At 69.2% G+C, this 22,870-nt stretch carries 10 protein-coding genes; 4 read left to right on the forward strand and 6 right to left on the reverse strand.

Annotation, left to right across the window (positions count from 1 at the left end):
* The first annotated feature begins 131 nt into the window (after positions 1 to 131).
* Positions 132 to 650 (forward strand): hypothetical protein, encoded by a 519-nt coding sequence (locus QQG74_RS20465; RefSeq protein ID WP_341716380.1) that lies wholly within the window; start codon positions 132 to 134, stop codon positions 648 to 650.
* Between the two features lie 76 nt (positions 651 to 726).
* Here the strand turns inward: QQG74_RS20465 and QQG74_RS20470 are convergent, their stop codons facing one another.
* Positions 727 to 2,094, reverse strand: coding sequence for a hypothetical protein (locus tag QQG74_RS20470; protein WP_341716381.1), 1,368 nt, complete (start codon positions 2,092 to 2,094; stop codon positions 727 to 729).
* Positions 2,066 to 2,809 carry a hypothetical protein gene (locus tag QQG74_RS20475; protein ID WP_341716382.1) on the reverse strand — a complete coding sequence of 248 codons (744 nt, stop codon included), beginning with the start codon at positions 2,807 to 2,809 and terminating at the stop codon, positions 2,066 to 2,068. The genes QQG74_RS20470 and QQG74_RS20475 overlap by 29 nt, the downstream gene beginning before the upstream one ends.
* 715 nt (positions 2,810 to 3,524) lie before the next feature.
* Between QQG74_RS20475 and QQG74_RS20480 the strand changes: the two genes are divergently transcribed.
* A complete protein-coding gene (locus QQG74_RS20480) occupies positions 3,525 to 4,106 on the forward strand; it encodes a sigma-70 family RNA polymerase sigma factor (RefSeq protein WP_341716383.1) in 582 nt (193 codons plus the stop codon).
* Positions 4,107 to 4,150: 44 nt separating this feature from the next.
* Entirely contained in the window at positions 4,151 to 4,675 is a 525-nt protein-coding gene (locus QQG74_RS20485) for a hypothetical protein (RefSeq protein WP_341716384.1), read from the forward strand.
* A gap of 40 nt (positions 4,676 to 4,715) precedes the next feature.
* On the opposite strand, the gene QQG74_RS20490 is transcribed toward QQG74_RS20485, so the two are convergent.
* Positions 4,716 to 6,149, reverse strand: a complete 1,434-nt coding sequence (locus QQG74_RS20490) for a S8/S53 family peptidase (protein ID WP_341716385.1) — start codon at positions 6,147 to 6,149, stop codon at positions 4,716 to 4,718.
* A gap of 153 nt (positions 6,150 to 6,302) precedes the next feature.
* On the opposite strand from QQG74_RS20490, the gene QQG74_RS20495 reads away from it, so the two are divergent.
* Positions 6,303 to 9,020, forward strand: a complete 2,718-nt coding sequence (locus QQG74_RS20495) for a CHAT domain-containing protein (protein ID WP_341716386.1) — start codon at positions 6,303 to 6,305, stop codon at positions 9,018 to 9,020.
* Between the two features lie 54 nt (positions 9,021 to 9,074).
* On the opposite strand, the gene QQG74_RS20500 is transcribed toward QQG74_RS20495, so the two are convergent.
* The 3 genes from QQG74_RS20500 to QQG74_RS20510 form a co-directional block, all read right to left on the reverse strand.
* Positions 9,075 to 10,721, reverse strand: coding sequence for a DUF6345 domain-containing protein (locus QQG74_RS20500; protein WP_341716387.1), 1,647 nt, complete (start codon positions 10,719 to 10,721; stop codon positions 9,075 to 9,077).
* Positions 10,722 to 10,850: 129 nt separating this feature from the next.
* On the reverse strand, positions 10,851 to 12,080 hold the full coding sequence (locus QQG74_RS20505) for an MFS transporter (RefSeq protein ID WP_341716388.1): 1,230 nt from the start codon (positions 12,078 to 12,080) through the stop codon (positions 10,851 to 10,853).
* Complete coding sequence (locus QQG74_RS20510) at positions 12,077 to 22,822, reverse strand: amino acid adenylation domain-containing protein (RefSeq protein WP_341716389.1); 10,746 nt, start codon at positions 22,820 to 22,822, stop codon at positions 12,077 to 12,079. The genes QQG74_RS20505 and QQG74_RS20510 overlap by 4 nt, the downstream gene beginning before the upstream one ends.
* Between the last annotated feature and the right edge of the window lie 48 nt (positions 22,823 to 22,870).

A 22,870-nucleotide genomic window follows, 5' to 3' on the forward strand; every position in this document is an offset into this window, starting at 1 on the left:
TTTCACGATGACTCGGGCGCGTTCCCTGAATCACGGACCAGCATGTCCTGTTTTGCAGTATCGGCGCACAGTAAAGCGTCGGTTGCTACCCTCGGCCGAGGCGGCGGGTCTGCGTCAAAGACCGTCCGCTCATGGAGAGGTCTGGCTTGGCACCGCCCGTGCCGCTGAACGATCACATCGGCACCTGCGAGACCGACAGGAGGAAGCCGATGGGCACAACGTCTATTCAGGCGCTGAAGGACGAGTACCGGAGAAGCGGCGCTCGGACGGGGATCCGGCTCAGCGATGAGGAGATGCGCAGGGCGATGTCGTTCCTTCCGCAGCAGGGACCGGTCGTGAAGACACCGGCCGAGGAACTCCGATATATCGAGGGTCTGCTGCGGCTCCCGCTCGGCACTATCACCGAGTTCTCGGTCATCCCCGCGTCAGGCCGGTCGTCATGTGTTTGCGGTCGCACGCCGACCGCGATGGACATCGTCGCCTACGCCGTCGAGCATCGGGTGCACGACGAGCGCCTCCTCCGCGACACCGTCCTTGGCGTGCACAACATCTTCGAGTTCGCCGACGAGGGACGTGCGGCGCCCTGCCACAACTGTGGACGTGAGTTCCTTGCCGGCTCCTACTGGACGCACGCCTACATGTATGCCTGACAACCGTGGCCGTCCTGCCGAACCGCGTTCTCGACGACCGCGCCGTTGGCGAGACAGCGTCGAGTCCGTTCATCGCTCATCCTCTGAGTCGTGTGCGATCGAATACCGCAGAGCGCCAGGGCGGGCGCAACGGAGCCGTTTCCGGGCCGGATAGTTGACGGTGGTGTGTCTCCTCTTCGCGGTCGCCATACAGCATGGTGACGTTGACCCGGAGGTTTTCGTAACCGGGGCGGAAGTGCACCATGTCCGAGGCGTGGAACAGGTCCGAGTTGAAGATGACCGCGCGGTTCTGCCGGTACGGAATCACCATGCGGCGCGCCTGCCGCTGTTGCAGGAAGGGCCGGATCAGGTCGGCCCGGCCGTTGTAGGTGTCAAAGTCCCACGACAGTGGCGCGTCGATGTCGTGTACCACGAGGCCGCCTGAGGTCCCGTGCAGATTGGCGTGGTCCGGCGTGATCCAGAAGTTCACGTTGACGGCCGCAAAGTCGGCGTGTGTGGTGGCGTCGGCGGGCAGTTCCGGGCCGCATTTGAAACCCCACATCTGCCGCAGCGGATAGCGGACACCGATGAGCCGGGGCAGCGCCGCGCGAAGTTCCTCGGCGATCTGCATGAGCAGCGGGCAGCTGAAGCCGTCCTGGAGGAACGCACCCAGCCGGCCGTGGGCGTAGCGGTTGCCTGACCAGATCGTCGATTCCAGACAGAAGTGGTACAAGCCTTCCAAGGCTTCATCGGCGAGGAAGTTGTCGACGTACACGACCCCGGGCGGATTCGTCAGGTACTGCTCCTCGACGGCGGACGGGTCCCAGCATTCGGAGAGGGCTCGCGCCACCCGTGGCACATGCCGAACATGATGAAGCCGGTTGTAGGCGTCGGCAAAACCTGGATCGCCATGGGGGTCCAAGGGCTCCCGAGCGTCGGGCCCCCGGCGCGCCAACCGATCATGCACAGTCTGGTACGCCTCGATCAGCGTCTCGTAATCCCTGCCCAGCAACCCGAGGCGCCGAAGATAGCGGAACTGTTCGATGTCATGCCAGAGTTTCGGGACGCTCAGCGGTATCTCAGCCCGCTCGGCGGATATGGAGGAATCACCCCACCGGGCCTGAGCGGTGAGCACGGCGAAGTCACCGGCAAGGGTCAGATCAGGGCGTTCCAGGGCCGCCTGAAGCAGATCCTGCATCCAGGACAGGCCACTTTGGCCGCTGCGAAGCTCGGCGCACCACAGCGGCAACGCCTCGTCCCGGCGTCCTGACGCGACAAGTAGTACGGCCAGTTCCCGCCGGACATCGGTCAGTGAGGAATCGGCGAGCAAGGCCGTCTTGAGCAGATCTTCCGCTTCCTCCCGACGGCCGTCACGCAACAGTGCCCTGGCGGAAGCAAGCACGGCTGGGGAGTCGAGACGTGTGCTCATCGTCTGGTCAGCAGAGGCCGAAGTCGCCGCGCTCATGTAGCTCAGCGGCGTAGCTGGCAAGAGCGTTCAGGGTAACTGCGGCATAGAGAGGAATGAACGGGCCGGCGACGACGTTCCCGTCCGCTTTTCGCATGGACACTCTGGTGATCGGACTACGGGTCGCCACCCCCGTACCGGTGCCGGTGCCGGTCCCGGTGGTGTAGGTGGTCCATGTCACGGCGGTCAGGGTGCCGCGCGCCTCGTTCTCCTGCGGTACCGCGATGCTGTCGTGCTCTGCCTCGTCGACCGCCGCCCCCTGGTCGAGCATGTCGTCGCCACTGAGTACCTGCGCGGCGTGCAGGTTGATCAGGTAGTGCAGGAGATCGCCGCTCAGACCATGCACCCCAGTGCCGGCCACACAGGCCGCCATCAGAGCGCTGACTACGGTCCGACCCTCGTGGTCGACCACCGCCGCGCAGAAGTCTGCGAGAAACCGCGCCGGGGATGGCACGTCGTCGATGTGATCGTGGGCGTAATCCTGGAACCACTTCAGCAGCTTCTTGTTCGCGAACACCGAATAGATCAGTCGGTTGGTGACTGCGGATTTCTCCGCCGTGATGCGCCCACCTTTCAGGTACTCCGCCAGGATCTCGGAGGGGCCGGTGATGAACTGCTCCCGCAACAGAGCGTCGGTCTGCATCGCCCGGAAGAGCGCGTCGATCCGACGTACGACCCGGGCGCGGGCCATGGTCTGAGTTGGCGTTTCGCTCATGCTTTCCCGCTCTCGATTGGGACGTCTACGTCGGCTCGGGATTCCAGTGTTGGGTCGACGGTAATTGAGGTTGCGCCGCAACCCTCGATCCTGCTGGTCCGCGAGTTCCTGCCGGCCGGGGTCCACCAGTATCGCGGCTCGCTTTCGAGCGACGGCGCGAGCTTCTGCCCGTTTCGCGTGAAATGCATTCGCCTTCATCCTCATCGCGACTAGCGGCTTCTCCACGGGTCACCCGGCGCGAGAATAGCAATCACCGCTTCGCCGACACGGCCGAAACGCGGCCCTCGACATGCCGTTGACAAAGCCCGACCGGATCGTGAGGGGAATTCGACATGTCACGAACCATCGAGGGACCGCGAATCGATCGACCGGTGACAGGTTTCCTAGCTGCCATCCGCCGGAATGCAGCCGGGTGGCACCGGCAGCGCTAGTCCTGACGGGACCGGAGCAGATTCACCGGCGTCTCGCGCTGGGTTCGGTGCCCGCGCCGGGGCCGCCGAGAATCCGGTGGCGCCGGGGCCGCCGAGAATCCGGTGACCGGATCCGCTCGTAGTCCGCTGGCGACCACCACATCCGATAGGATCCGCTGGTCTGCTCAGCTCTCACGTCGATGTGTGCGCGGCCGGAGGCCGGCCCGCCCACAAACAGGCTGCGCGGCCGGCACGTCGGAAGGCTTCGCATGAGAGAGACGGGTTCGCCGCACCCGGTGCCCGCTGTGCGGGATGACATCGCGCACCAGCTGCGGCTCGCCGCCGCCGGCGACCAGGTCGCCTGGAACAACCTCGTGGAGCGGTTCAGCCCACTGCTCTGGTCCATCTGCCGGCACTTCGATCTGAGTGCAGCCGACGCCGCTGACGCGTTCCAACTCACCTGGCTTCGACTACTGGAGCACCTCGACAGCATCCACGATCCCGCTCGCCTGCCCGGCTGGCTCGGCACCACCTGTCGCCGGGAGTGCCTAGGTCTGCTCCGACGCAACAAGCGGGTCCAGCCCACGGATGACCACCGGTTGCTGGACCGCTTCACCGGAGCGTCTACGTCGGCCGACCAGCCGGCGCTGATCGCGGACCGGAACGCACGGCTCTGGCGCGAGTTTGGCCGGCTCGACGTCCGCTGCCAGAAGATCCTGCGACTGCTGCTTGTCGAGCCGGACGGCGACCGGGTCTCCTACGAGCTGGTTGCTGCGGCACTCGACATGCCGGTGGGTAGTCTCGGCCCGATCCGGGGGCGGTGCCTGGCAAGGCTACGCGGCCTACTTGACGCCGGGGGTATCAGTGACGCGCTGCGCGACTCGTAGGAGAAGAAGCGGTTGACGGCAACCCGAGGACTGAGGGAGGAATCGTGGACGACGAGCACGCGGGGCCGCAGACGCCAGCTCCGGGCGCGGACGATCGGCTGCTGGTCCCTCTCGGCGAGCTGATCCGGGCGGAAGACGCGCCGCCGGCCGCGGCGGTGGAACTGGCCAAGCAGAGCTTCGGTCTGCGCCAGGTGGACACCGAGTTGGCGGCGCTGGTGGCCGACTCGGCGGTGGACGCGGTCGGGACCGCGGTACGCGCCGGTGCGGGGGAAACCCTGCCACGGCTGCTCACCTTCGAGTTCGAGGGCCCGAGCGGGACCGGTGCGCCGCAGGCGGTCGAGGTGGAGGTAAGCGGTTCCGGCCGGTACCGTCGGCTGCTCGGTCAGCTGCATCCGCCAGGCGCGGCCAGGATCGAGGTACGGCAGCCCGAAGGCGACGCCGCCCGTCAGGTGGACGCCGACGACCAGGGGCGATTCGTCGTGGCGGCGGTCGGTGTCGGGCTGATGCGGCTGACCTGGCATCGCCCGGGACGCAACGCGATCACCACGGCCTGGGTCAGGCTGGACTGACGGTGCCGGCCGGCGTCACGCCGGCCGGCAGCTGTGGTTCTCAGACCGCAGTACCAGGAAGTATCCGCAGCACCCGCCCGTAACCGGGGATTGTGCGCCGCCCGGCCAGCAACGCGTCAAGTGCGTCGCGTGGGGTCAGGCCGGGATCATCCAGGCAGGCCCTGGCGACCATGCCGCTGATCTGCGGGGCGGAGAACGACGTGCCGCTCCAGACCGCCCAGGAGTTCGCCGGAAACGAGTAGTCGGTTACCGCCGGATCCGGCACCGGCGGCAGCGTGCCGGACACGAACGTGGCGACCACCCCGAGGCCGACGCAGGAGCAGTCGACCCAGTCGCCGTGGTTGGAGAACGGGGCCGGTAGCAGGTCCTCGGTCAGCGCTCCGACCGCGACCACGCCGTCGAAGGCCGCCGGATACATCGGATCCTTGCTGGCGTTGTTTCCGGCGCTCGCCACGATCAGGACCTCCGGGAACCGATCCGCGATCATCCGCACCGCGCTCTTCAGGGCCAGCGGTGGCACACCGTCGATGGCGGGCGTGCCGATCGAGGCGTTGATGATCAGCCGTACGCCGTCGGCGGCTGCCTCGTCCGCGGCGCGCAGCATCGCCTCGGCGGCCTCCTGGTCGGTGCCCAGCCCGTCGCTGCGGGTGAACCGGTAGGCCGTCACCTCGCACCGGGGCACCACCCGCTGCACGATGCCGGCGGCAAAGCTCCCGTGCCCGGCCGACCAGTCGAGCCGGCCGTCCCCCGCGCGACCATCGGTGACCGGCAGCACGTCGAGGAATTCGGTGTTGTCCGCCCGCCGGACGATGGTGTCCAGCCAGCTGTCGGTCCGGTCCTCCGGGGTGATGCCCGTGTCGATGACCGCCACGCGTACCGCCGGGACGCCCGGCTTGCCCCCGGCGGCGTCCGGCGGAAAGTCGCCGAGGGTGGCGGTGGCGAACGGGTAGTCGTCGCCCTTGATGATGTGGCCGAGCGGTACGACCAGGTGCGGCGCGGCGGTGATGCCCAGTTCGGCCAGCTTCCGGACGTCACCGGCCAACTCCTGCGGACGCTTGCGGCCTTCATAGACCGCGATACGCTCTTCATAGACCGCGATACGCTGCTGCGCCGACGGCACCGCCCGCTTCAACGGCCGGTAGCCCAATGTGCGCAGCACCTGCTGCGGATCGGTTTCCGGTCCGGCCGAATCGAGCTCGACCACCAACTGACCCCGCGCGACGAGGACGTAGGTCGGTCGGCCGGCCAGGTCGGTCACCGGGTACCGGTCGAACGGCAGGGCGAAGCGCCCCGGCGCCCGGTCCTGCCGGGCCTGCATCTGGTCGATGATCTCGCTGGTTCGCCCCTGTCCCGCGTCGGCGGTCAACACCTCCAGTTGGCGGCGTACGTGGGCGCCATCGATCTTCAACTGCTTTCTGGACCGGTGCTCCGGGAACTCGTCCGGGGCCGGCGCCGAAGAGGACCTGGTCTTCATGTTCACAGTGATGCTCCGATCGAGGATCGTGGTGATGTCCGCTGCCGTGACGGCAGTCAGCGTCGACCACGCTCATCGGTACCGCCAGCAACAACCTGACGTTCGGTGTGGATAGACTGCAAACATCGACGTACGGCAGCGAGCGGTCCCACGATGACGGCTGAGCTTGGCACTGACCTCGTGGCAGAGGCGGATGCCGCGTACTCCAGAGTCGTCCTCGACCCCGCGAGATACACCGCCGCGGCGACGGAAATCGTCGAACTGGCCCGCCGGACAGGAAACGACGAGGCACTTGTCGCCGGTCTGCGTGCGGTGGCCTGGACCCGCCACGCGGTACTTGACAACGAGGCGGCCAAGCGCCTGCTGGATCAGGCAGCCCGGCTGGCCACCCGCAACGGCCTGGGCCGCCGGCTCGGCGAGGTGCTGCTGACCCGCTCGGTGGCGCTACAGGAACTCGGCCGGTACGCCGCAGCAACGCGCGACCTGCGGCGAGCAGCGAACCTGGTGTCCTCGCACCAGCGTCCCGAACTGCTCATGCAGCTCGCCATCCTGGACCACAACGCCGGTCGGGTGCTCGCGGCCGAGCGTCAGTACCGGCTGGTGCTCGCCGAACCGGCCTGCCCGCCGGCAATCTGGGTGAAGGCGGCAAACAACCTCTCGTACGCGCAAACTCAGCTCGGTCGTCCGCAGGCGGCGCTGGCTCACCTGGACCGGGCCGCCGCGCTCGCGAGCGAGCTGGGACCGATGCTGTCGGCAGTCATCGAGAACAGCCGAGCCTGGTCCAGCTTCCATGCCGGCAGGTTCACCGAGAGCCTGCGCCGGTTCGAGGAGGCTGGCCGGCTCTACACCGCAGCCGGACTGCCGCTTGGCGAACACTACCTGGACTACGCCGACGCACTTGCCGAACTGCGACTGCTTGACGAGGCCGCCGTGGTCGCCCGGCTGGCGGCGACCGACCTCGATCGACACGGTGCCCGGCTGATGGCCGCGGAGGCGCGGCTGCGCTGTGCCCGGCTGGCGCTTGCGCTTGGCGATATCGACACGGCCCGGGCCGACGCGAACAGCGCCGTGCGGGACTTCCGGCGGCAGCGCCGGGCCGCCTGGGCGGCGTCCGCCGTGGTCACCGTCGCCGCGGCGGACGCTGTCGCGGACGGTTTCACCACCCTTGCCGTACGCCGACTCGGTCACGCGGCGGCTACGCTGCACCGTCTCGGTCTGCGGGCCAACGCGGTGGAGGCGCACCTGATGGCCGGGCGGGCGGCGTTGGCCACGGACGACCACCGGCGGGCGAAGCGCCACCTGACCGCGGCCGGCGCACTGGCGTGCGGGCAGCCGCTGCTGGTGCGGTTGCGTGGACGGTTGGCGCTGGCGCTGCTGGCGGACGCCGCGGAGCAGGCCGCCCAGCGCGCAGGCGCCGCCGCGAGCGCTCGACGCCGCGCGGCGTCGACCGTCCGGTACGGCCAGCGGGTAGCGGCTCGCCGGGCGGCGCCCGGCGCAGGTGCAGCGTTGCGGCACTGCGGAGCCGCACTGGCCGACCTCGCCCGCCACCGGGCAGCGCTGCCGTCGGTGGAACTGCGCGTGCTGGCCGCTGGGCACGGCGTGGAACTCGGCGACCTCGGTCTGCGCCACCTGCTGCGCACGGCACCCCCGAGCCGGATTCTGCACTGGCTGGAACGCACCCGAGCGGCTGCCCTGTTGACCGTGGAACCCGCCGCCCACGATGACATCGACGATCTCGTGATCGCGCTGCGCACGGTCGAGCAGGAACTGCGGGCGGCGCAGCGCGAAGGTGGCCCGCAACCGCATCAGCTGCTGGCCCGCCAGGCCGCGCTGGAGACGCAGATCAGGCGACGATCCTGGGGCCGCGAAGGAAAGACGACCCGGTCGGCCGAGATCGTGACCGCAGGCGAGCTGCGTGATCTGCTCGACGGCGGATGGCTCGCCGAGTTCGCGACGGTGGACGACGCGGTCGTCGCGGTCGTGGTCGGGCCGCGCCGGACCCGCCGGATCCGGCTCGGCGCACTGTCCGTTGTGCAGCGGGAAACCGCCGCGCTGCACTTCGCGCTGCGGCGGCTGCTGCGCGGTGGTCGCTACACCGACCAGGCCCGGTCGGCTGCCCGGACCTCCCTGGACATCCTCGCCGAACTGCTCATTGCCCCACTCGGGGTGCCGCCGGGGGCACCGCTGGTCGTGGTCCCGCCCGCGAAGCTGCTGCGGGTTGCCTGGTCTCCGCTGCACCGGGGGCCGGTGTCCGGCGCGCCGTCGGCCACCATGTGGGCGCGCAGCCGGCGGGCGGCCCGGTCCCGGCGGCCGGCACCGCAGGTCGCGCTGGTGGCCGGGCCCAATCTGACCGACGCCGTGGCCGAGGTTCAGGCCCTCGAAGCCCGGCACCCCCAGGCGGCGACGCTGCTGCCACCGACCAGCACGGTCGAGGCCGTCGTCGCCGCACTGCGACACGCCGACCTCGCGCACCTGGCCTGCCACGGCCACCTGCGCTCGGACAGTCCGCTCTTCTCGGCACTCGAACTCAGCGACGGTGCGCTCACCGTGTACGAGCTGCACAGCCGCGCCGTCGCCCCGCACCGGGTGGTGTTGGCCGCCTGTGACTCCGGAGTCGAGCGCGACTACGAGGGCGACGAGGTGCTGGGCTTTGTCAGCGCGCTGATGGCGGGCGGTGCGGCCGGCGTGATCGCGTCCGGCGTACCGCTGCCCGACGGCACGTCGCTGGCCCTGATGCCACGGCTGCACGACCGGATCGTGCGCGGCGAATCGCTTGCCGACGCGCTGTGGGCCGTGCGGGCCGACGAGCCGCCGGCCGCCCCGGCCGATTTCGTCACCTGGTGCGGCCTGACCGCCTACGGGGCGGCCTGATCGAGCGCGCCGGGGGCCGGGGCATCGCCCACGGCCCCCGGTGCGGTCAGCGACTCAGGAGGTGCCGGTGATGTACCACCAGCCGGTCAACGACGACGCGGGCACGTCCGGGCCGACACTGCCCTTGCCCCAGAAGTAGTCGTCGAAGTTCACCAGACCGCCCGGCCCGACCGGGCCCATGGTGGCCCACACCACCGACGCGGGCTGGTCGTCGATGGATGCCTGCGCCCATGCCTTACGCACCGACATCGGCTTGTTCCACCAGAGGAACGGCGAACGCAGCATGTAGTTGGCGAACGTTCCACCGTGGCTGGCGCTGTGGTACGACACGGTGTGGAAGCTGTTGATCTGGTGCAGGCCGTCGAAGGCGCCACCCCAGCGCTGCCACCACCGCTTTCCGCCGGACTCGTTGGCGAGCACCAGGCAGGTGAACAGGCTCATCCACTCGACATCGCCGTTGCCCCAGCGGGCCTCGGTGTTCGCCAGGAACGTGTCGTCCTTGCTGCTGCACCCGGCGAAGCTGAACCCGGTGGGCGATCCGTGCCCCTGCCAGTAGGTCATGTCGACGTGGTCGGTCCAGGTGCTGTCGGTGCCACCGTACTTCGGGTCCTTGAAGTCCCGCTCCCAGGCGCTGGCGTTCAACCAGCTGAACTCGACCGGGATGCCACGGGAGGTGAACTGACCGTTGAACGAGGCGAGATTGTTGCCGGTCCACGGCAGACCGGAGCACGGGCCGGTGCCCTCGCTGCCCACATCGACGACACCGTAGGCCTGCACCCGCGGTGCCGCGAGCGCCGTCGTCGGCCGCCGCGGCGGCACCGGTGACGGCGTGACCTCGGGCAACTCGGCGTCCACGGCCGCCGGGACGAAGGTGATCTGAGCCGCTGAGCCGTCGGCGTTCACCCCCGAGCAGCGGAAGCTCGGCTCGATGCGGTCCAGCTTCGCGTCGAGGGCGGGCGCCGCGTAGGTGTAGTCGGCCTCTTCGACCCGTACGACGCCGTGCAGCGCCTTGGCGCACCGTTCCCGACCGGCTTCGGGGTCGAGGACCCGCACTGGGTCGCCCTGCGCCAGGACGCGCGTGCTGTAGGACAGTTGGGTGACCGCGCCGTCGGGGCCGAAGCCGACCCTGATCTTTGCGCCCGGGCCCTCGTACGGGAGCCCATCGAGGTGGAACGAGAACGACACGGTGGTGTCCAGCGCCGCCGAGACCGTCTGCTCTCCCTTGGCGTCGACCATCTCCAGGGTGGTGTGACCGACGGTGGGCCGGGCCTGCTCGGGGTAGAGGCCGGCGCGGGTCAACGCCTCGCGGGTCAGGCTCAGCGCCTTGTCGGCGTCGATCGGACGCAGGCGAGCCAGCGCCGCCTCGTCCAGGACGCTGCCGACCGTCGGGTTGCCGTCCTCGTCCTTACCCGTCTCGCCGACCGTGATCGACGGGATGTTGAGGAAGCCCTGCTCGTCGGCGAACCGTACGCTGCCATCCTGCGAGCGGGACAGACGGTCGATGCCGAACGCCTTGCCCAGCGCGGCGGCCTGGGCTTCGCTGATGCCCGTGGCGCGGATCTGGTAGGTCGGCAGTTCAGCGGTCGCGGCGGCGGCGACCGGGACGCCGGACGCAACGAGGGTTGCGGCTCCGGTCGTGCCGGCGACGGTCAAGCCGACGCCGAGCCGCCACCACCGGCTGCGAGAACGTGGATGTGACATGGGGCCTCCCGTTTCGACGAGGGCGCGCGAACCGCGCCACAAGCAAGACGACGGAGGTCGCCACGGGATACACCGTTGGCATGTCGGCTACCTGACTGGTGATCTCGAACTGCGGCTGGCGGCTGCTGATCAACTCGTCGGGGTCCGGCCGACGTCCGCACCGGCCCGGGCGCAAGAGTGGCGAACCCACAGCAGAAACGTGCCAGCGGCGACAATGACCATGGTGTGGAAGGCGGCCACTACCGGCAGTGGCGATGCCTGCTCCAAAGCGAGCGCGCAGGTAAGCATGCCGACCCCGAATCCGAACGTCTCGGCGGTGGCGGACAGTCCGAACAGTCTTGCGCGTACCTCTTCGGGGGCAGCCTGCAACCGTGAGGTGTAGGCCAACTCGGTAATGCCATCCGCCAGTCCGGCCACCAACGGAATGACGATGACCAGGGGTGCGGGTGGCCCGGTGAACGTCGCCACGAACGCCAGGGACATCACGCAGGCCGCTACGGCGAACACCCGCTCGTCGAGCGACCGACCGGCTCGCCGGAGCCAGAACGTGACCAGCCAGTGGGTCAGCAGCATCCCCACGGCCCACGCCGTCCAGAACTGGCTGAGCAGCGCCGCGGGGTTGCCCGGGTTCGTGGCGCTTGCCAGGATCGGCAACGCCACGTTGTGCGACGCGGACGCCCACGCGTCCACGCTGCGTAATGCCACCATGCCGCCGAGGACCGGCACGCTGACGAGCACTGTCCGGAAGGTGCGTCGCAGGGCACGAACGCTCCCGGCCGGGTCCGCAGCGGCCCCGACGCTACGGAACGACAGCGGCAGGCAGGCAAGAGCGACAGCGGACACCACAAAGCTTCCGGCGTTGACGACGAACGCGGACTGGAATCCAAACGCACCGATCATCGGGCCCGCCGAGGCGAAACCGAGCACCATCGCCACCGACTTGCCAGTGATCAGATAACCGTTGCCCCGAACACGTTCCGCGGTGCCGACCAGGTCCGGAATACTCGACCTGAGCGCCACCGTGAAGAACGTGTTGCCGCCACCGAGCACCACCGCGACCACATACAGCACCGGCACGCGCCAGACCGAGGGCGCCACCAGCAGTAACACCATCGCCGCAGCCTGCGCGGTGTCCGTCGCGATCATGAGAGCCCGCCGGTCGTGGCGGCTGGCCATCCCGCCGGCGATCGGTCCGGCGAGGAAACCCGCGGCCAGCCGGACCGCCATCAGCAGGCCCATCTGCAAAGCGCTGCCGGTCAGCTGGTAGACGTACAGGTTGAGTGCCAACAGATTGAGATAGTTGCCGAAAGTCGACACCGAGTAGCCGGCGACGAGGACGGCGAACAACGACCGCCTCAACGGGGCATTTCGCCGATCTCGTCGTACGGTGCGCCGACGACCCTGCCGAGAACGGCGACGAAGTCGCTGGCCCAGCCGGCAACCGTGTGTTCGGTGAACAGGTCCGTCGAATACTCGAAGACGGCCTCGATGCGATCCCCAGTGGGCACGAGCACGACATAGAGTTCCGTCCGAGCCGTACCGGTCACCGGCAGGCTCTCTATCTCGGTCGTGACCCTCGGCAGGTCAATTACCGGTGGCGGGGTGGTCACCACGCTGAACAGCACCTGTGGGGTCGGCAGGCTTACTCCGAGTGCCTCCGCGACCTGGCCGAGTGGGAGGGCATGGTGGTCGAGTGCGACGAGGGTCCGTTCCGTCACGGCGCGCACGACTTCGTCGAATCGCAGACCGGTGGAGAGCGTCACTCTGACCGGCAGCGCCTCGCCGACCGGACCGACGACCCCGACGTGCTCCGAGTGGAGACGGTTTGCACTGGACAGCGCGATGACCAGATCACGCTGCCCACACAGGCCCGCCATCCATACCGCGAAGGCGCCGGTGAGGACCGCAGCCGGCGTACTGTCAATTGCTCGGGCCGTCGTCTCGACGAGCTGGGCCACCCGCGTCGGAATCTCGAACCGGTGCAGCGCGCCGTTGCCGGAAAGCTTGCCCGGGTGGGGCCGGTCGACCGGCAGGTTGACGCGAAGCGGTACGTCCGCAAGTGCGGTGCGCCAGAACGCGACAAGGGCGTTGCGGCGCTCCCCCTCAAGTTGCGCCGCCCGCCAGCGCGCGTAATCGGGATACCCGACCGCAGGCGGCAGCTCGACGGTCTCGCCCCGCACCAGGTCCGTATAGATCGAGGAAAGCTCCCGCCAGATGACCCCCATCGACCACCCGTCGCAGATCGAGTGGTGCAACACCAGTACGAGCACCGAGCGCCGTTCACCAAGGCGGCCCAACTGTGCCCGCCACAGTGGGGCCTCGTCCAACGCGAAGGCCCGCTCCACCAGGTCCTGACACCAACGGTCCACCCGGTCCGGGCTGCCGGACAGATCGTGCACGGGTAACTCGACGGGCACGTCGGTCCGGACCTCCTGGCGCAGTTCGCCGGCCTCGGCGACGAACCGCGTCCGCAGTGCGGCATGTCGGCCGACAAGCGCACCGAGGGTGTCCTCCAGAACGGCGATGTCGAGATCGCCGTCCAGCCAGATCCGGTGCCCCACGTTGTAGACCGCTGGCTTCGGGTTGCTGTGGTGCAGTCGCCACGCCCGCTGCTGCACGCTCGTCACGGCAGCGGTGTCCGACACCCTTGCGGCCGTGATGCGTTGCGCCAGGCTCCGGATGCTCGGAGCGGCGAACAGGTCGCTGACCTGAAGTTCGACGGTGAGTCCGGCACGTATCCGGTTGACGAGTTCGACAGCGGTGAGCGAGTGCCCGCCGAGCGAGAAGAACGACGCGTCCACCGGTACGTGCGCCACCCCCAACTGGGCGGACCACATCTCGTGCAGGGCACGCTCCAGATCTGTGGTGGGACGGGCCCCGGGTTGGGTACGCCACTGCGGCTCGGGCAGGCGCGCTCGGTCAAGTTTGCCGCTGACATTCACCGGCAGTTCGTCCATCTCGACGAACCGCGAGGGAATCAGGTAGCCCGGCAGGGTGCCCCTCAGCTGAGCCTCGAAACCCGCGACGACATCGGCGGGTACGTCGGCGACGAGTACCACGTACCCGACCAGGCAGGTGTCCCCGCGCGGGTCTCGAATCGCCACCACGGCGGCATCACGCACCCCCTCCAACGCGAGCAGGGCTCGCTCCGCCTCTTCGGGCTCCACCCGATAGCCCCGGATCTTGACCTGCTCATCGACCCGGCCGAGGTACTGGAGGCTGCCGTCAGGCAGCCACCGCCCCAGATCGCGGGTCCGATAGAGCCGGGCTGCGGGCACGACCGGATCGGGTACGAACGCCTTCGCTGTCTCGTCGGAGCGGCCCACGTACTCTCGGGCCAGGCAGGCACCGCCCAGGTAGATCTCACCGGTGGCGCCGACCGGCACCGGGCGCCCCTGGCCGTCGAGGAGCCGGACCACGACGTTGTCGACCGGACGACCGATTGGCGGCCGGTCACCCGCCGCCGGATCGACGTGCTGGACGGTCGCGATGATGGATGCCTCGGTCGGGCCGTACTCGTTGTAGAGCAGACAGTCCGGGTGGGCCGCGAGGAACCGACGCAGCGGCGGGGTCACCGTCAGTTCCTCGCCGGCCGAGACCAGTTCGCGCAGCGACGGCATCGCCGACACGGATGCCATCAGGTACTTCAGGGGGGTGAACGGCATGAAGAGCCGCTCGACCTGGTGCCGCCGAATGGTCTGCGCCACCACTGCGGGTTCGTAGCGGGCCGAGTCGGGGATCAGGACCAGCGCGGCACCGGACGCGAGCGTGGTGAAGATCTCCTGCACGCTCACGTCGAAGCTCACGGAAGTCCACTGGAGGGTACGTAGCGCGGGCCGGTGCCGCAGGTAGAAGCCGACCAGGTTCGCCGGACCGCGATGCGGCACCGCGACCCCCTTGGGCCGGCCGGTCGAGCCGGAGGTGTAGATGCAGTACGCGAGGCTGTCCGGCCCGCTCTGCGTCGGCGGTGCCCGGTGCGCCCGCGGATCGGCATGCGGCACGGTGAGCGCTGGCACGCCAAGGCGGGAGGCGAGCTTCTCGTCGTCGGTGACGAGCAGGACCGCCCCGCTGTCGCTCACCATGAAGGAAAGCCGGGAGTCGGGCAGGCTGTGGTCCAGCGGCAGGTAGGCCGCTCCCGCCTTGTGTACCCCGAGCAGCACCACGATGAGGTCCACCCCACGGGACAGGCACACGCCCACGAACTGGTCCTGCCGTACCCCGCGGTCGTGCAGGTGCCAGGCCAGCGCGTTCGCCCGCCGGTCCAGTTCGCGGTAGGTGACCTGGACGTCCCCGTCGAGCAGCGCGATCCCGTCGGGCGTCCGCGCCACCTGCTGTTCCACCAGTTCGTGCAGGCAACTCGTCGGGGCGTCGCGGTACTCTCCGGACCATCGACTGATCGCGTCCCGGTCCACGTCGGTCGGCGCGGTCAAGGCGGGCAGGTCCAGGTCGGGTGTGCCACACGCGCGACGCAGGACCGTCTCGACGTATTCGAGCAGGCGGCGTACGAATGCCTCGTCGAACAGGTCGGTGCTGTATTCGACAAAGCACTCGATGTGATCGACATGATGCGTCAGGTAGAGGGTCAGGTCGAGGGGTGCCCGGTCGCTCGGCACGTCGAGCAGCGTGGCGTGCACCGCTGGCGGATCGAAGTCGACGGTGGCAGCCGACTCATACTCGACCAGGATCTGGAACAGCGGGTTGTGACTCGGGTCGCGCTCTGGATTGACCGCGGCGACCAACTCGTCGAAGCCGACGCCCGCGTGGTCGAACGCCTCGACGCTGGTGTCCCGGATCCGTTGTACGACCCGGTCGAAGGAGGGCATCCCGGATAGGTCGATGCGCAGGGGCACGGTATCGATGAACAGACCGATCAGGTGCTCTGTGCCGGGCGGGCGGTTGGTCAGCACCGTTCCCAGCACCACGTCGTCCTGACCGCTGAACGTGCCCAGCGCTACGGCGATTCCGCCGAGCAGAGTCATGAAGGGCGTGACCCGGTGCCGCTTGCCGAATCGTTCGACAGACCTCGTCAGATCGGTGTCAAGGTGGTGCACGAGCGCGGCACCACGCCCAGTCGTGACCGCCGGCCGCGGCCGGTCGGTGGGCAGCCGGAGCACCGGTGCGTCGCGGAGGTTCGACGACCAGTAGTCGAGATGCCGCCGTCGCTGCTCGGGGGTCGCGAGCCGCTCGCGCACGTGGTCCGAATAGCTGAGCGACAGCGGGGCGAGCGCCGACGGGTACGCCGGCCAGGACCGGTAGAAGGCGGCAAGGTCCTGGACCAGGACTGCGGTGGAGAACGAGTCGAAGACGATGTGGTGGGCGACGAACACCAGCACGTGATCGTCCGGCCCGAGGTGGATGAGTCCGGCCCGCAGCAGTGGTCCGGTGGCCAGGTCGATCGGTTCGGCGGTGAGACCGGCCACCGTCCGCCGGATCGCCTCCTCCGCCGGGATACCCGTCTCGTCCAACAGCGGGCAGTCCACCTGCACCGACGGCCGGATCAGTTGATACGGTTCGCCGTCGCTGTCGTGGATCACCGTACGCAGTGCCGCCTGGCGCTCGATCACCTTCGCCAGTGCCCACTCCAGGGCGGTGACGTCGAGCGGACCGGTAAGCCGGATCGCCTTCGGCTCGTGGTAACTCGCCCGCCCCGGGTGCAGCTGCTCCAGGAACCACATACCACGTTGGGCGGCGGAGAGAGGCGCACGGCGATCAGGTTGCTCGTCACCAGCGGGGCGCTGGTGACGCTCGCGCGCCTGGTTGACCAGGTGCAGACTGCGGAGCATCTGCTCGGCCGTCACTCCGAAGTCGACGAAGCAGGCGATCTCGTCGGCGCCCGCCGCCACCAGCTGGTTGATGATGGGAGCGGCGCTGTCCGCCGTTCCGATCAGCGCGCGTTCCTCGCAGTAGCGGATGTAGGCCCGTTCGAGCAGGAACTCGACGTCCTCCTCCGGGGTGTCGCGGTCGATCTGAAGGCCGAGGCTGTTGGTGACGCCACCCAACAGCGACAGCGACGAGCGCAGGTAATCGCAGAAGGGCTCGAACGCCTCGGCACGGGCACGCTCCAGGTCGGTACCCAGGTAGGTGTGCACCAGGACCGCCACCCGCCCACCATCCGGGTCCAGCCCGTGCGCCTGCCGGGTTCGGCGGTAGAGCGAGATGTTCTCGGCCAGTTGTTCGATCGACTGCATCATGAGGTTGGTGACCACCCCCAGCCCTCGGGCGGCGGCGGATCGGTAGGTGTCCGGGTTGGCGACGGCGGCGACGAACATCGGCGGCAGAGCCTGTAGCGGCCGTGGAAAGACCTGCACGTCGATCTGTTCACCGCTGCCGGACCGGGCGGGCACCGACGCTCCGGTCCACAGGGCCTGCACGGTGTCCAGGTGCTCATACATCAGGTCCCGATGCCGGCCGAACGCATCCGGCCGGAGGGCGAAGTCGTTCGCGTGCCAGCCGCTCGCGACGCAGAGTCCGACCCGGCCCCCCGACAGGTTGTCGACCACGGACCATTCCTCGGCCACCCGGATCGGGTCATGCAGCGGCAACACCACCGAACCGGCGTTGATCCGGATCCGGGAGGTCTCCCGGGCGACCGCAGCCGCCAGCACGACCGGGTTCGGAAACAGCCCGCCGAACGCGTGGAAGTGCCGCTCCGGGAACCACACGCCGTGGAAGCCGTGCTTGTCGCCGAACCGGGCGGCTTCGAGGATCGCGCCGTACTTGTCCTGCTGGCTCTGATCCGGATAGCTGCCGAAGAAGTACAGGCTGAAGTCGCAGGTACCAGCCTTCGCCCGGTCGGCAACCGATGGCGACGCCGGCCGGGCTGGCTCAGCCGTCGGCGGGAGAGGCGTCGTGGTAAGTGGTGTGGGGTGCGAGGGCCCCCGTGCCGGTGCGTCAACCTGCACCGTCAGCATGCTCAGTTGTTCGCGGATGATGCCGGTGACCTCGCCGACGAGCTGGCCGGCGAGACGGAGCTGCCGGTCGATGACGTCGAGCACCGGGGCCGAGGCCGCAGTGGGAACCGTCGAGGGTGCCTCCAGGGCCGGCTCGGCGCAGACCGGCGCCACCGGAGCCGCCACGGTGGCGGGCTGCGGGCGCACCCCCTGCCGCGCTGCGGCCGGCAGCTGGTCGGCGATCATCGCGGACAACCGTCGCGGCGTGTCCGAGTCCGTGAACAGCTCCCGGGCCGTGAGCGTGACCCCGAACGACTGCCGCACCTCCTGCACCACCCGCAGCATGGTCAGGGAGTCCGCGCCGAGTTCCAGGAACGTCCGGTCCGGGTGCACGTCGGCCGGCGGGGCACCCAGTTGCCGGGCCGTCAACTCACGGATCCTGGCCAGGACGTCGGGTGGCCGATGTGCCGGCTCGGCAGCCGGGGAATCCGCCTGCTCCGGGAGACCACCCTCGGCGGGATCACCCACCCCGGCGGCGGCGCGACGGTGCAGCTGGGCCGCACCGCCGCCGACGGTCGCCGTATTCGCCGCGCCGGCATCGATCCAGTACCGCCTGCGTCGGAACGGGTAGCTCGGCAGGGCGACCCGTCCTCCGCCGCCGGCGACGGCCGCCCAGTCCAGGGCGCAACCATGGCGATACAGCTCCGCGAAGGCATGCTCGGTCGCGCGTACCGAGGAGACACCGCGGCGCTGCGCGGGCACCCACAAGGTGCCGGCGGCGGAGCGCCGTCCCACCCCGCTGAGCACGGCGTCCGGACCGATCTCCAGGAAGAGTCGGCACTGTTCGGTCACCACCGTGCCCAGCGCGTCGGCGAACCGGACCGGTTGACTGATCTGACTGGTGAGGTAGCCGACGTCCAGCACGGTTCCGGGTGCCAGCAGACGACCGGTCACCGTGCTCGCCATGGGAATGGTCAACGGTGACATCGACACCATCGCGGCCTGGTCGGCAAAGGCGTCGGCGACCGGTGTCAGCCCGGCGCTGTGGAAAGCGCGGTCGACCGTCAGCCGGCGCCACCCGATGCCCCGCCGATCGAGCCACCCGGCCGCCTGCCCGACATCGGCCTCCGATCCGGCGAGGACGTACTCCTCGGCACCGTTGATGGCGGCCAGGCCGACGCCGGTCGCCGCGCACAGCTCGTCGACGGCGGCACGATCGGCCAGTAGCCCGATCATGGCACCCGGAGGCACGAGGTGCTGCATCAGCTCCCCGCGCAGGATGGTGAGACGCATGCCGTCGGCGACGGAGAGTGCACCAGCGACACAGAGCGCCGCGTACTCGCCGATGCTGTGCCCCAGGACGACGTGCGGTTCGATACCGAGCGTTCGCCAGAGCTCGGCGAGGGCAACCTGGTACGCGAAGAGCGCAGGCTGTGCGGTCTCCGTCGGCCAGTCCTGCTCGTCGTGCTGTCCGCACAGCAGCGCGAGCAGGCTCCCGCCCTGGTGGCCGGCGTACATCCGCTCGCAGTCGTCGAGTACCCGACGGAACGCGGGGAAGGCGGCGTAGAGGTCGCTGGCCATGCCGAGACGGGCGGCGCCCTGCCCCGTGAAGGCAAGTGCGACGGACGGGGACCCGGTGGCCGGTGCCTCACCTGCGGTTGCCGCACCGAGCGCAGTCGCGAATTCGGCCGTGGAGTCGGCGACGACGGCGATGCGGTGTCGCAGATGCGGTCTACCGACGGCTGCGGTGGAGATCAGGTCCGCGACCGGTAAGTCAGGATGCGCACGCAGGTGCTCACGCATCCGGCCGGTCAGCTCGACGAGTGCCTGCGGGTGTGCCGCGGACAGCGGCAGGACGTGCAGCATCGGCCCGGCGGGCTCGCGCTGCGGCGAAGCCGGCGCCTCTTCGAGAACGACGTGCGCGTTGGTACCGCCGACACCCAGGGCGCTGACCCCGGCCCGCAGTGGCCCGCCGTCGGTGCGCCACTGCCGCAGCGTGTCGCTCAGCACGAACGGGCTGCCGTCGAGTTCGAGTTCCGGGTTCGGCCGACGCAGATTCACCTGCGGCACCAGGGTGCGATGGGACAGCATGAGGACGGTCTTGATCAGCCCGGCCAGGCCAGCGCAGCTGTCCAGGTGACCGATGTTGGGCTTGACGGAGCCGACGGTGCAGAACCCGACCCGGTCGGTCCGGTTCCGCAGCGCCTGGGACGCCGCGCGCAGTTCCACCGGGTCGCCGAGCGGTGTACCGGTGCCGTGGGCCTCGAGGTACGAGATGGTCTCGGCCGGCACGCCCGCCTGGTCGAGCGCCCGCTCGATGACGTCGACCTGCCCGGCCACGCTCGGCGCGGTGAACCCGACCTTTCCCCGGCCGTCGTTGTTTATCGCCGACCCGAGGATGACCGCGTGGATGGTGTCGCCGTCCGCAAGCGCTCGGTCGAGACGCTTGAGCAGCACCGCCGCGACACCGTTACCACCCACGGTGCCGTCGGCGTCGGCGTCGAACGCCCGGCACTGCCCGGTCGGCGACAGGATCGAGCCGGGGTACGGGCGATAGCCGGTGACCTGCGGGACGTGGACCGCCGCGGCGCCGGCCAACGCGAGGTCAGCATCGCCGGTACGCAGCGCCTGGCAGGCCAGGTGAACGGCGACCAGCGAGGTCGAGCATGCGGTCTGCACTCCGACCGCAGGACCGGTCAACCCCAACCGGTAGGCGACCCGGGTGGCAAGGAAGTCCGGCTGCGTACCGATCGCGGTCTGGATGGCTCCCACCGCATCGTCGCGAGCGCCGAGCAGATTGTTGAGCAGGTAGTTCTGGTGCGTGTAGAGATTCATACCGCTGCCGGCGAACACCCCGATCCGGGCGCCTGCGGCGCTGCCGGCATATCCGCCGTGCTCCAGCGCGTGATAACAACACTCCAGGAAGAGCCGGTGAGCGGGATCCGTCACCTCAGCTTCCGCCGCGCTGATTCCGAAGAATTCAGCGTCGAAGGCGTCGACGTCGGCGAGTGCACCGGTGACCGGAACGAAGCCGTCGTCGACTGACAATCCGGCCGCCACCAGTTCCTCCGGGTCGAAGTGCCGGACGCTCACCACACCCGCGGCCAGGTTGGCCCAGTAGGCGTCCAGGGTTTCCGCTCCGGGCAGCCGGGCCGCCATGCCGATGATGGCGATCCGTTGCTCGGCGACGGTGCCGGCCGGGGTGCCCGGCAGCCGCGTCGGTGCCGCGTCGAGCGAGCGCAGATGACTGGTGAGCGCAGCTACCGACGGGTGTTCGAAGAGCGCCAGCTTGCTGAATTCGAGACCGAGTTCCCGTTGCAGTCGGGTGTGCAGTCGGACCAGCGCCACGGAGTCGATGCCCAACTCGTGGAAGGGTGCGCGTTCGTCGATGTCGGCGTCGAGCACCGCGCGGAACACCGCCCGGACCCGGTTGAGCAGTCCGACGGGCACCTCGGCGGTGGCCGGTGCGGTCGGTGCCGGGGTGAACTCGCCGTCGATGAAGCGCTGGCGGAGCAGCGAGCGCTGGATCTTGCCACTCGGCGTCCGCGGGAACGCCGCGAGCGGCACCGCGACCGCGCGGGCGGACAGCCGCGATCGGGCGAACAGCACCCGCTGGACCTCTCGGAGGGTCTCGCCGGGAGCGGCGTCGTCGGTGCCGAGGAACACCACCAGGTTCTCGGTGCCGGTTCGTTCATTCGGTACGCCGCACGCCGCCACCGCGCCGGGCACCACACCGGGCACCGTCGCGACGAGCGTCTCGATGTCGTGCGCGTAGTGGTTGTGCCCGTTGAGAATGATCCGATCGCCCTGCCGACCGGCGATGACGATCTGGCCGTCCTTGCCGAACGCCAGATCACGAGTGTCCAGCCAGGTACGCAGGCCGTCATCGTCGGGAACGAACGCGGCCCGGTCCGCGGCCGGGTTGCCGAAGTATCCCGGCGTGACTCGGGCCGAACACACCTGAAGCCGTCCGATCCGCCCTTCTGGCAGTACCACGTTGTCGTCATCGACCACGCGCAGCGACGCACCAGGTGCGGGTGCCCCGACCCCCACGAACGTGAGGCAGTCGCCCGAGTCGGCCTTCTCGTCCGCCCAATCCAGCCCGCCGTCCGACTCGGAGCGCCCGACCCGGTACACGTTCGGGGTCAAACCGGGGCGCGCGAAGCTGATGGCGGTCACGGTCTCGGTCATGCCCCACGCCGGCACCAGCACCTCCGGCCGGATGCCGAAGGGCGCGGTCACGCGCAGGAACTCCGCCATGACCGGAACCGTGATCTGCTCTCCCCCGTTCACCATCGAGGCAACCGACGACAGGTCCCAGTGCCGGTCCGGTTGTGCCGACAGTGCCTCGTTGACCAGCTGATAGCCGAAGTTGGGTGACCAGGTGTGGTTGACCTGGTACTCGGAAATGAGGTCAAGCCAGCACAACGGATCAGCGAGGATCAGTTCGGTGGGTGCGTGCACGTTCGTGCCGCCGACGAAGACGCCGAGCAGGTGGTAGAGCAGAAATGCTCCACTGTGGTCCAGTGGGAGCCAGTTGAGTGTGGTGTCGCCCGGCCGGATCGGCAGCAGTGCAGGGGTCCCAGCAGCGAACTCCACCAGACCTCGCACCGTCAGCTGGATGAGTTTCGGCGGTCCGGTGCTGCCGGAGGACATCATCAGCAGAGCCACATCCTGCGGATCCGGCTGATGTGCGTCCATGGCGGGCGGGAGTTCGCCGTACCGGGTGGTGTCGAGGACAACGAGGTCGTCCGAGAGTTCCGCCGGTGCTGCGTCGTCACACAGGATGACCGGGCTGTCGAGCAGCCGCACGGCGTGGTCCATCCGGTCGCTGACGGCGGCACGTGCCGCCGGATCGGTGGGGCGGGCCACCAGGAGCGGACGGAACCCGCCGAGCGCACATGCCCAGAACATGGTGAAGAAGTGCAGTGGCTCAGAGCTGTACACCACGACGTGGTCACCTGCGGTCAGACCGCGTTGGCGCAACCCGGCGAGCAGACGGCGGGACCTGTCGAGGAGTGTCGGGTAGGAGACGAACTCGGCGTTCCCCGGTGCAGCGACGGCAACCGTCCCCGAATCGGGGAACCTTTCGGCCGCCCGACACAGAGCCTGGGACGGACACCGGGGGTAGTCCGCCGGGATATCCAGTTCCGGTCCGTCGTAGCTCGCCAGTCTCTTCACGAAGTCCCCTCGAAGGTCGGGATTCGGCACACCTCACCCACCCGCACCACCCGATCAACCTGCGGCGGCGGAGTGTGT

This window comes from Micromonospora sp. FIMYZ51 (assembly GCF_038246755.1).
Classification (GTDB): Bacteria; Actinomycetota; Actinomycetes; order Mycobacteriales; family Micromonosporaceae; genus Micromonospora.

Bases quoted from the DNA above. Each gene is read 5' to 3' on its own strand.
- QQG74_RS20490 (WP_341716385.1), bottom strand. From the start codon at position 6,149: ATGAAGACCAGGTCCTCTTCGGCGCCGGCCCCGGACGAGTTCCCGGAG.
- QQG74_RS20465 (WP_341716380.1), top strand. From the start codon at position 132: ATGGAGAGGTCTGGCTTGGCACCGCCCGTGCCGCTGAACGATCACATC.
- QQG74_RS20470 (WP_341716381.1), bottom strand. From the start codon at position 2,094: ATGAGCGCGGCGACTTCGGCCTCTGCTGACCAGACGATGAGCACACGT.
- QQG74_RS20475 (WP_341716382.1), bottom strand. From the start codon at position 2,809: ATGAGCGAAACGCCAACTCAGACCATGGCCCGCGCCCGGGTCGTACGT.
- QQG74_RS20500 (WP_341716387.1), bottom strand. From the start codon at position 10,721: ATGTCACATCCACGTTCTCGCAGCCGGTGGTGGCGGCTCGGCGTCGGC.
- QQG74_RS20495 (WP_341716386.1), top strand. From the start codon at position 6,303: ATGACGGCTGAGCTTGGCACTGACCTCGTGGCAGAGGCGGATGCCGCG.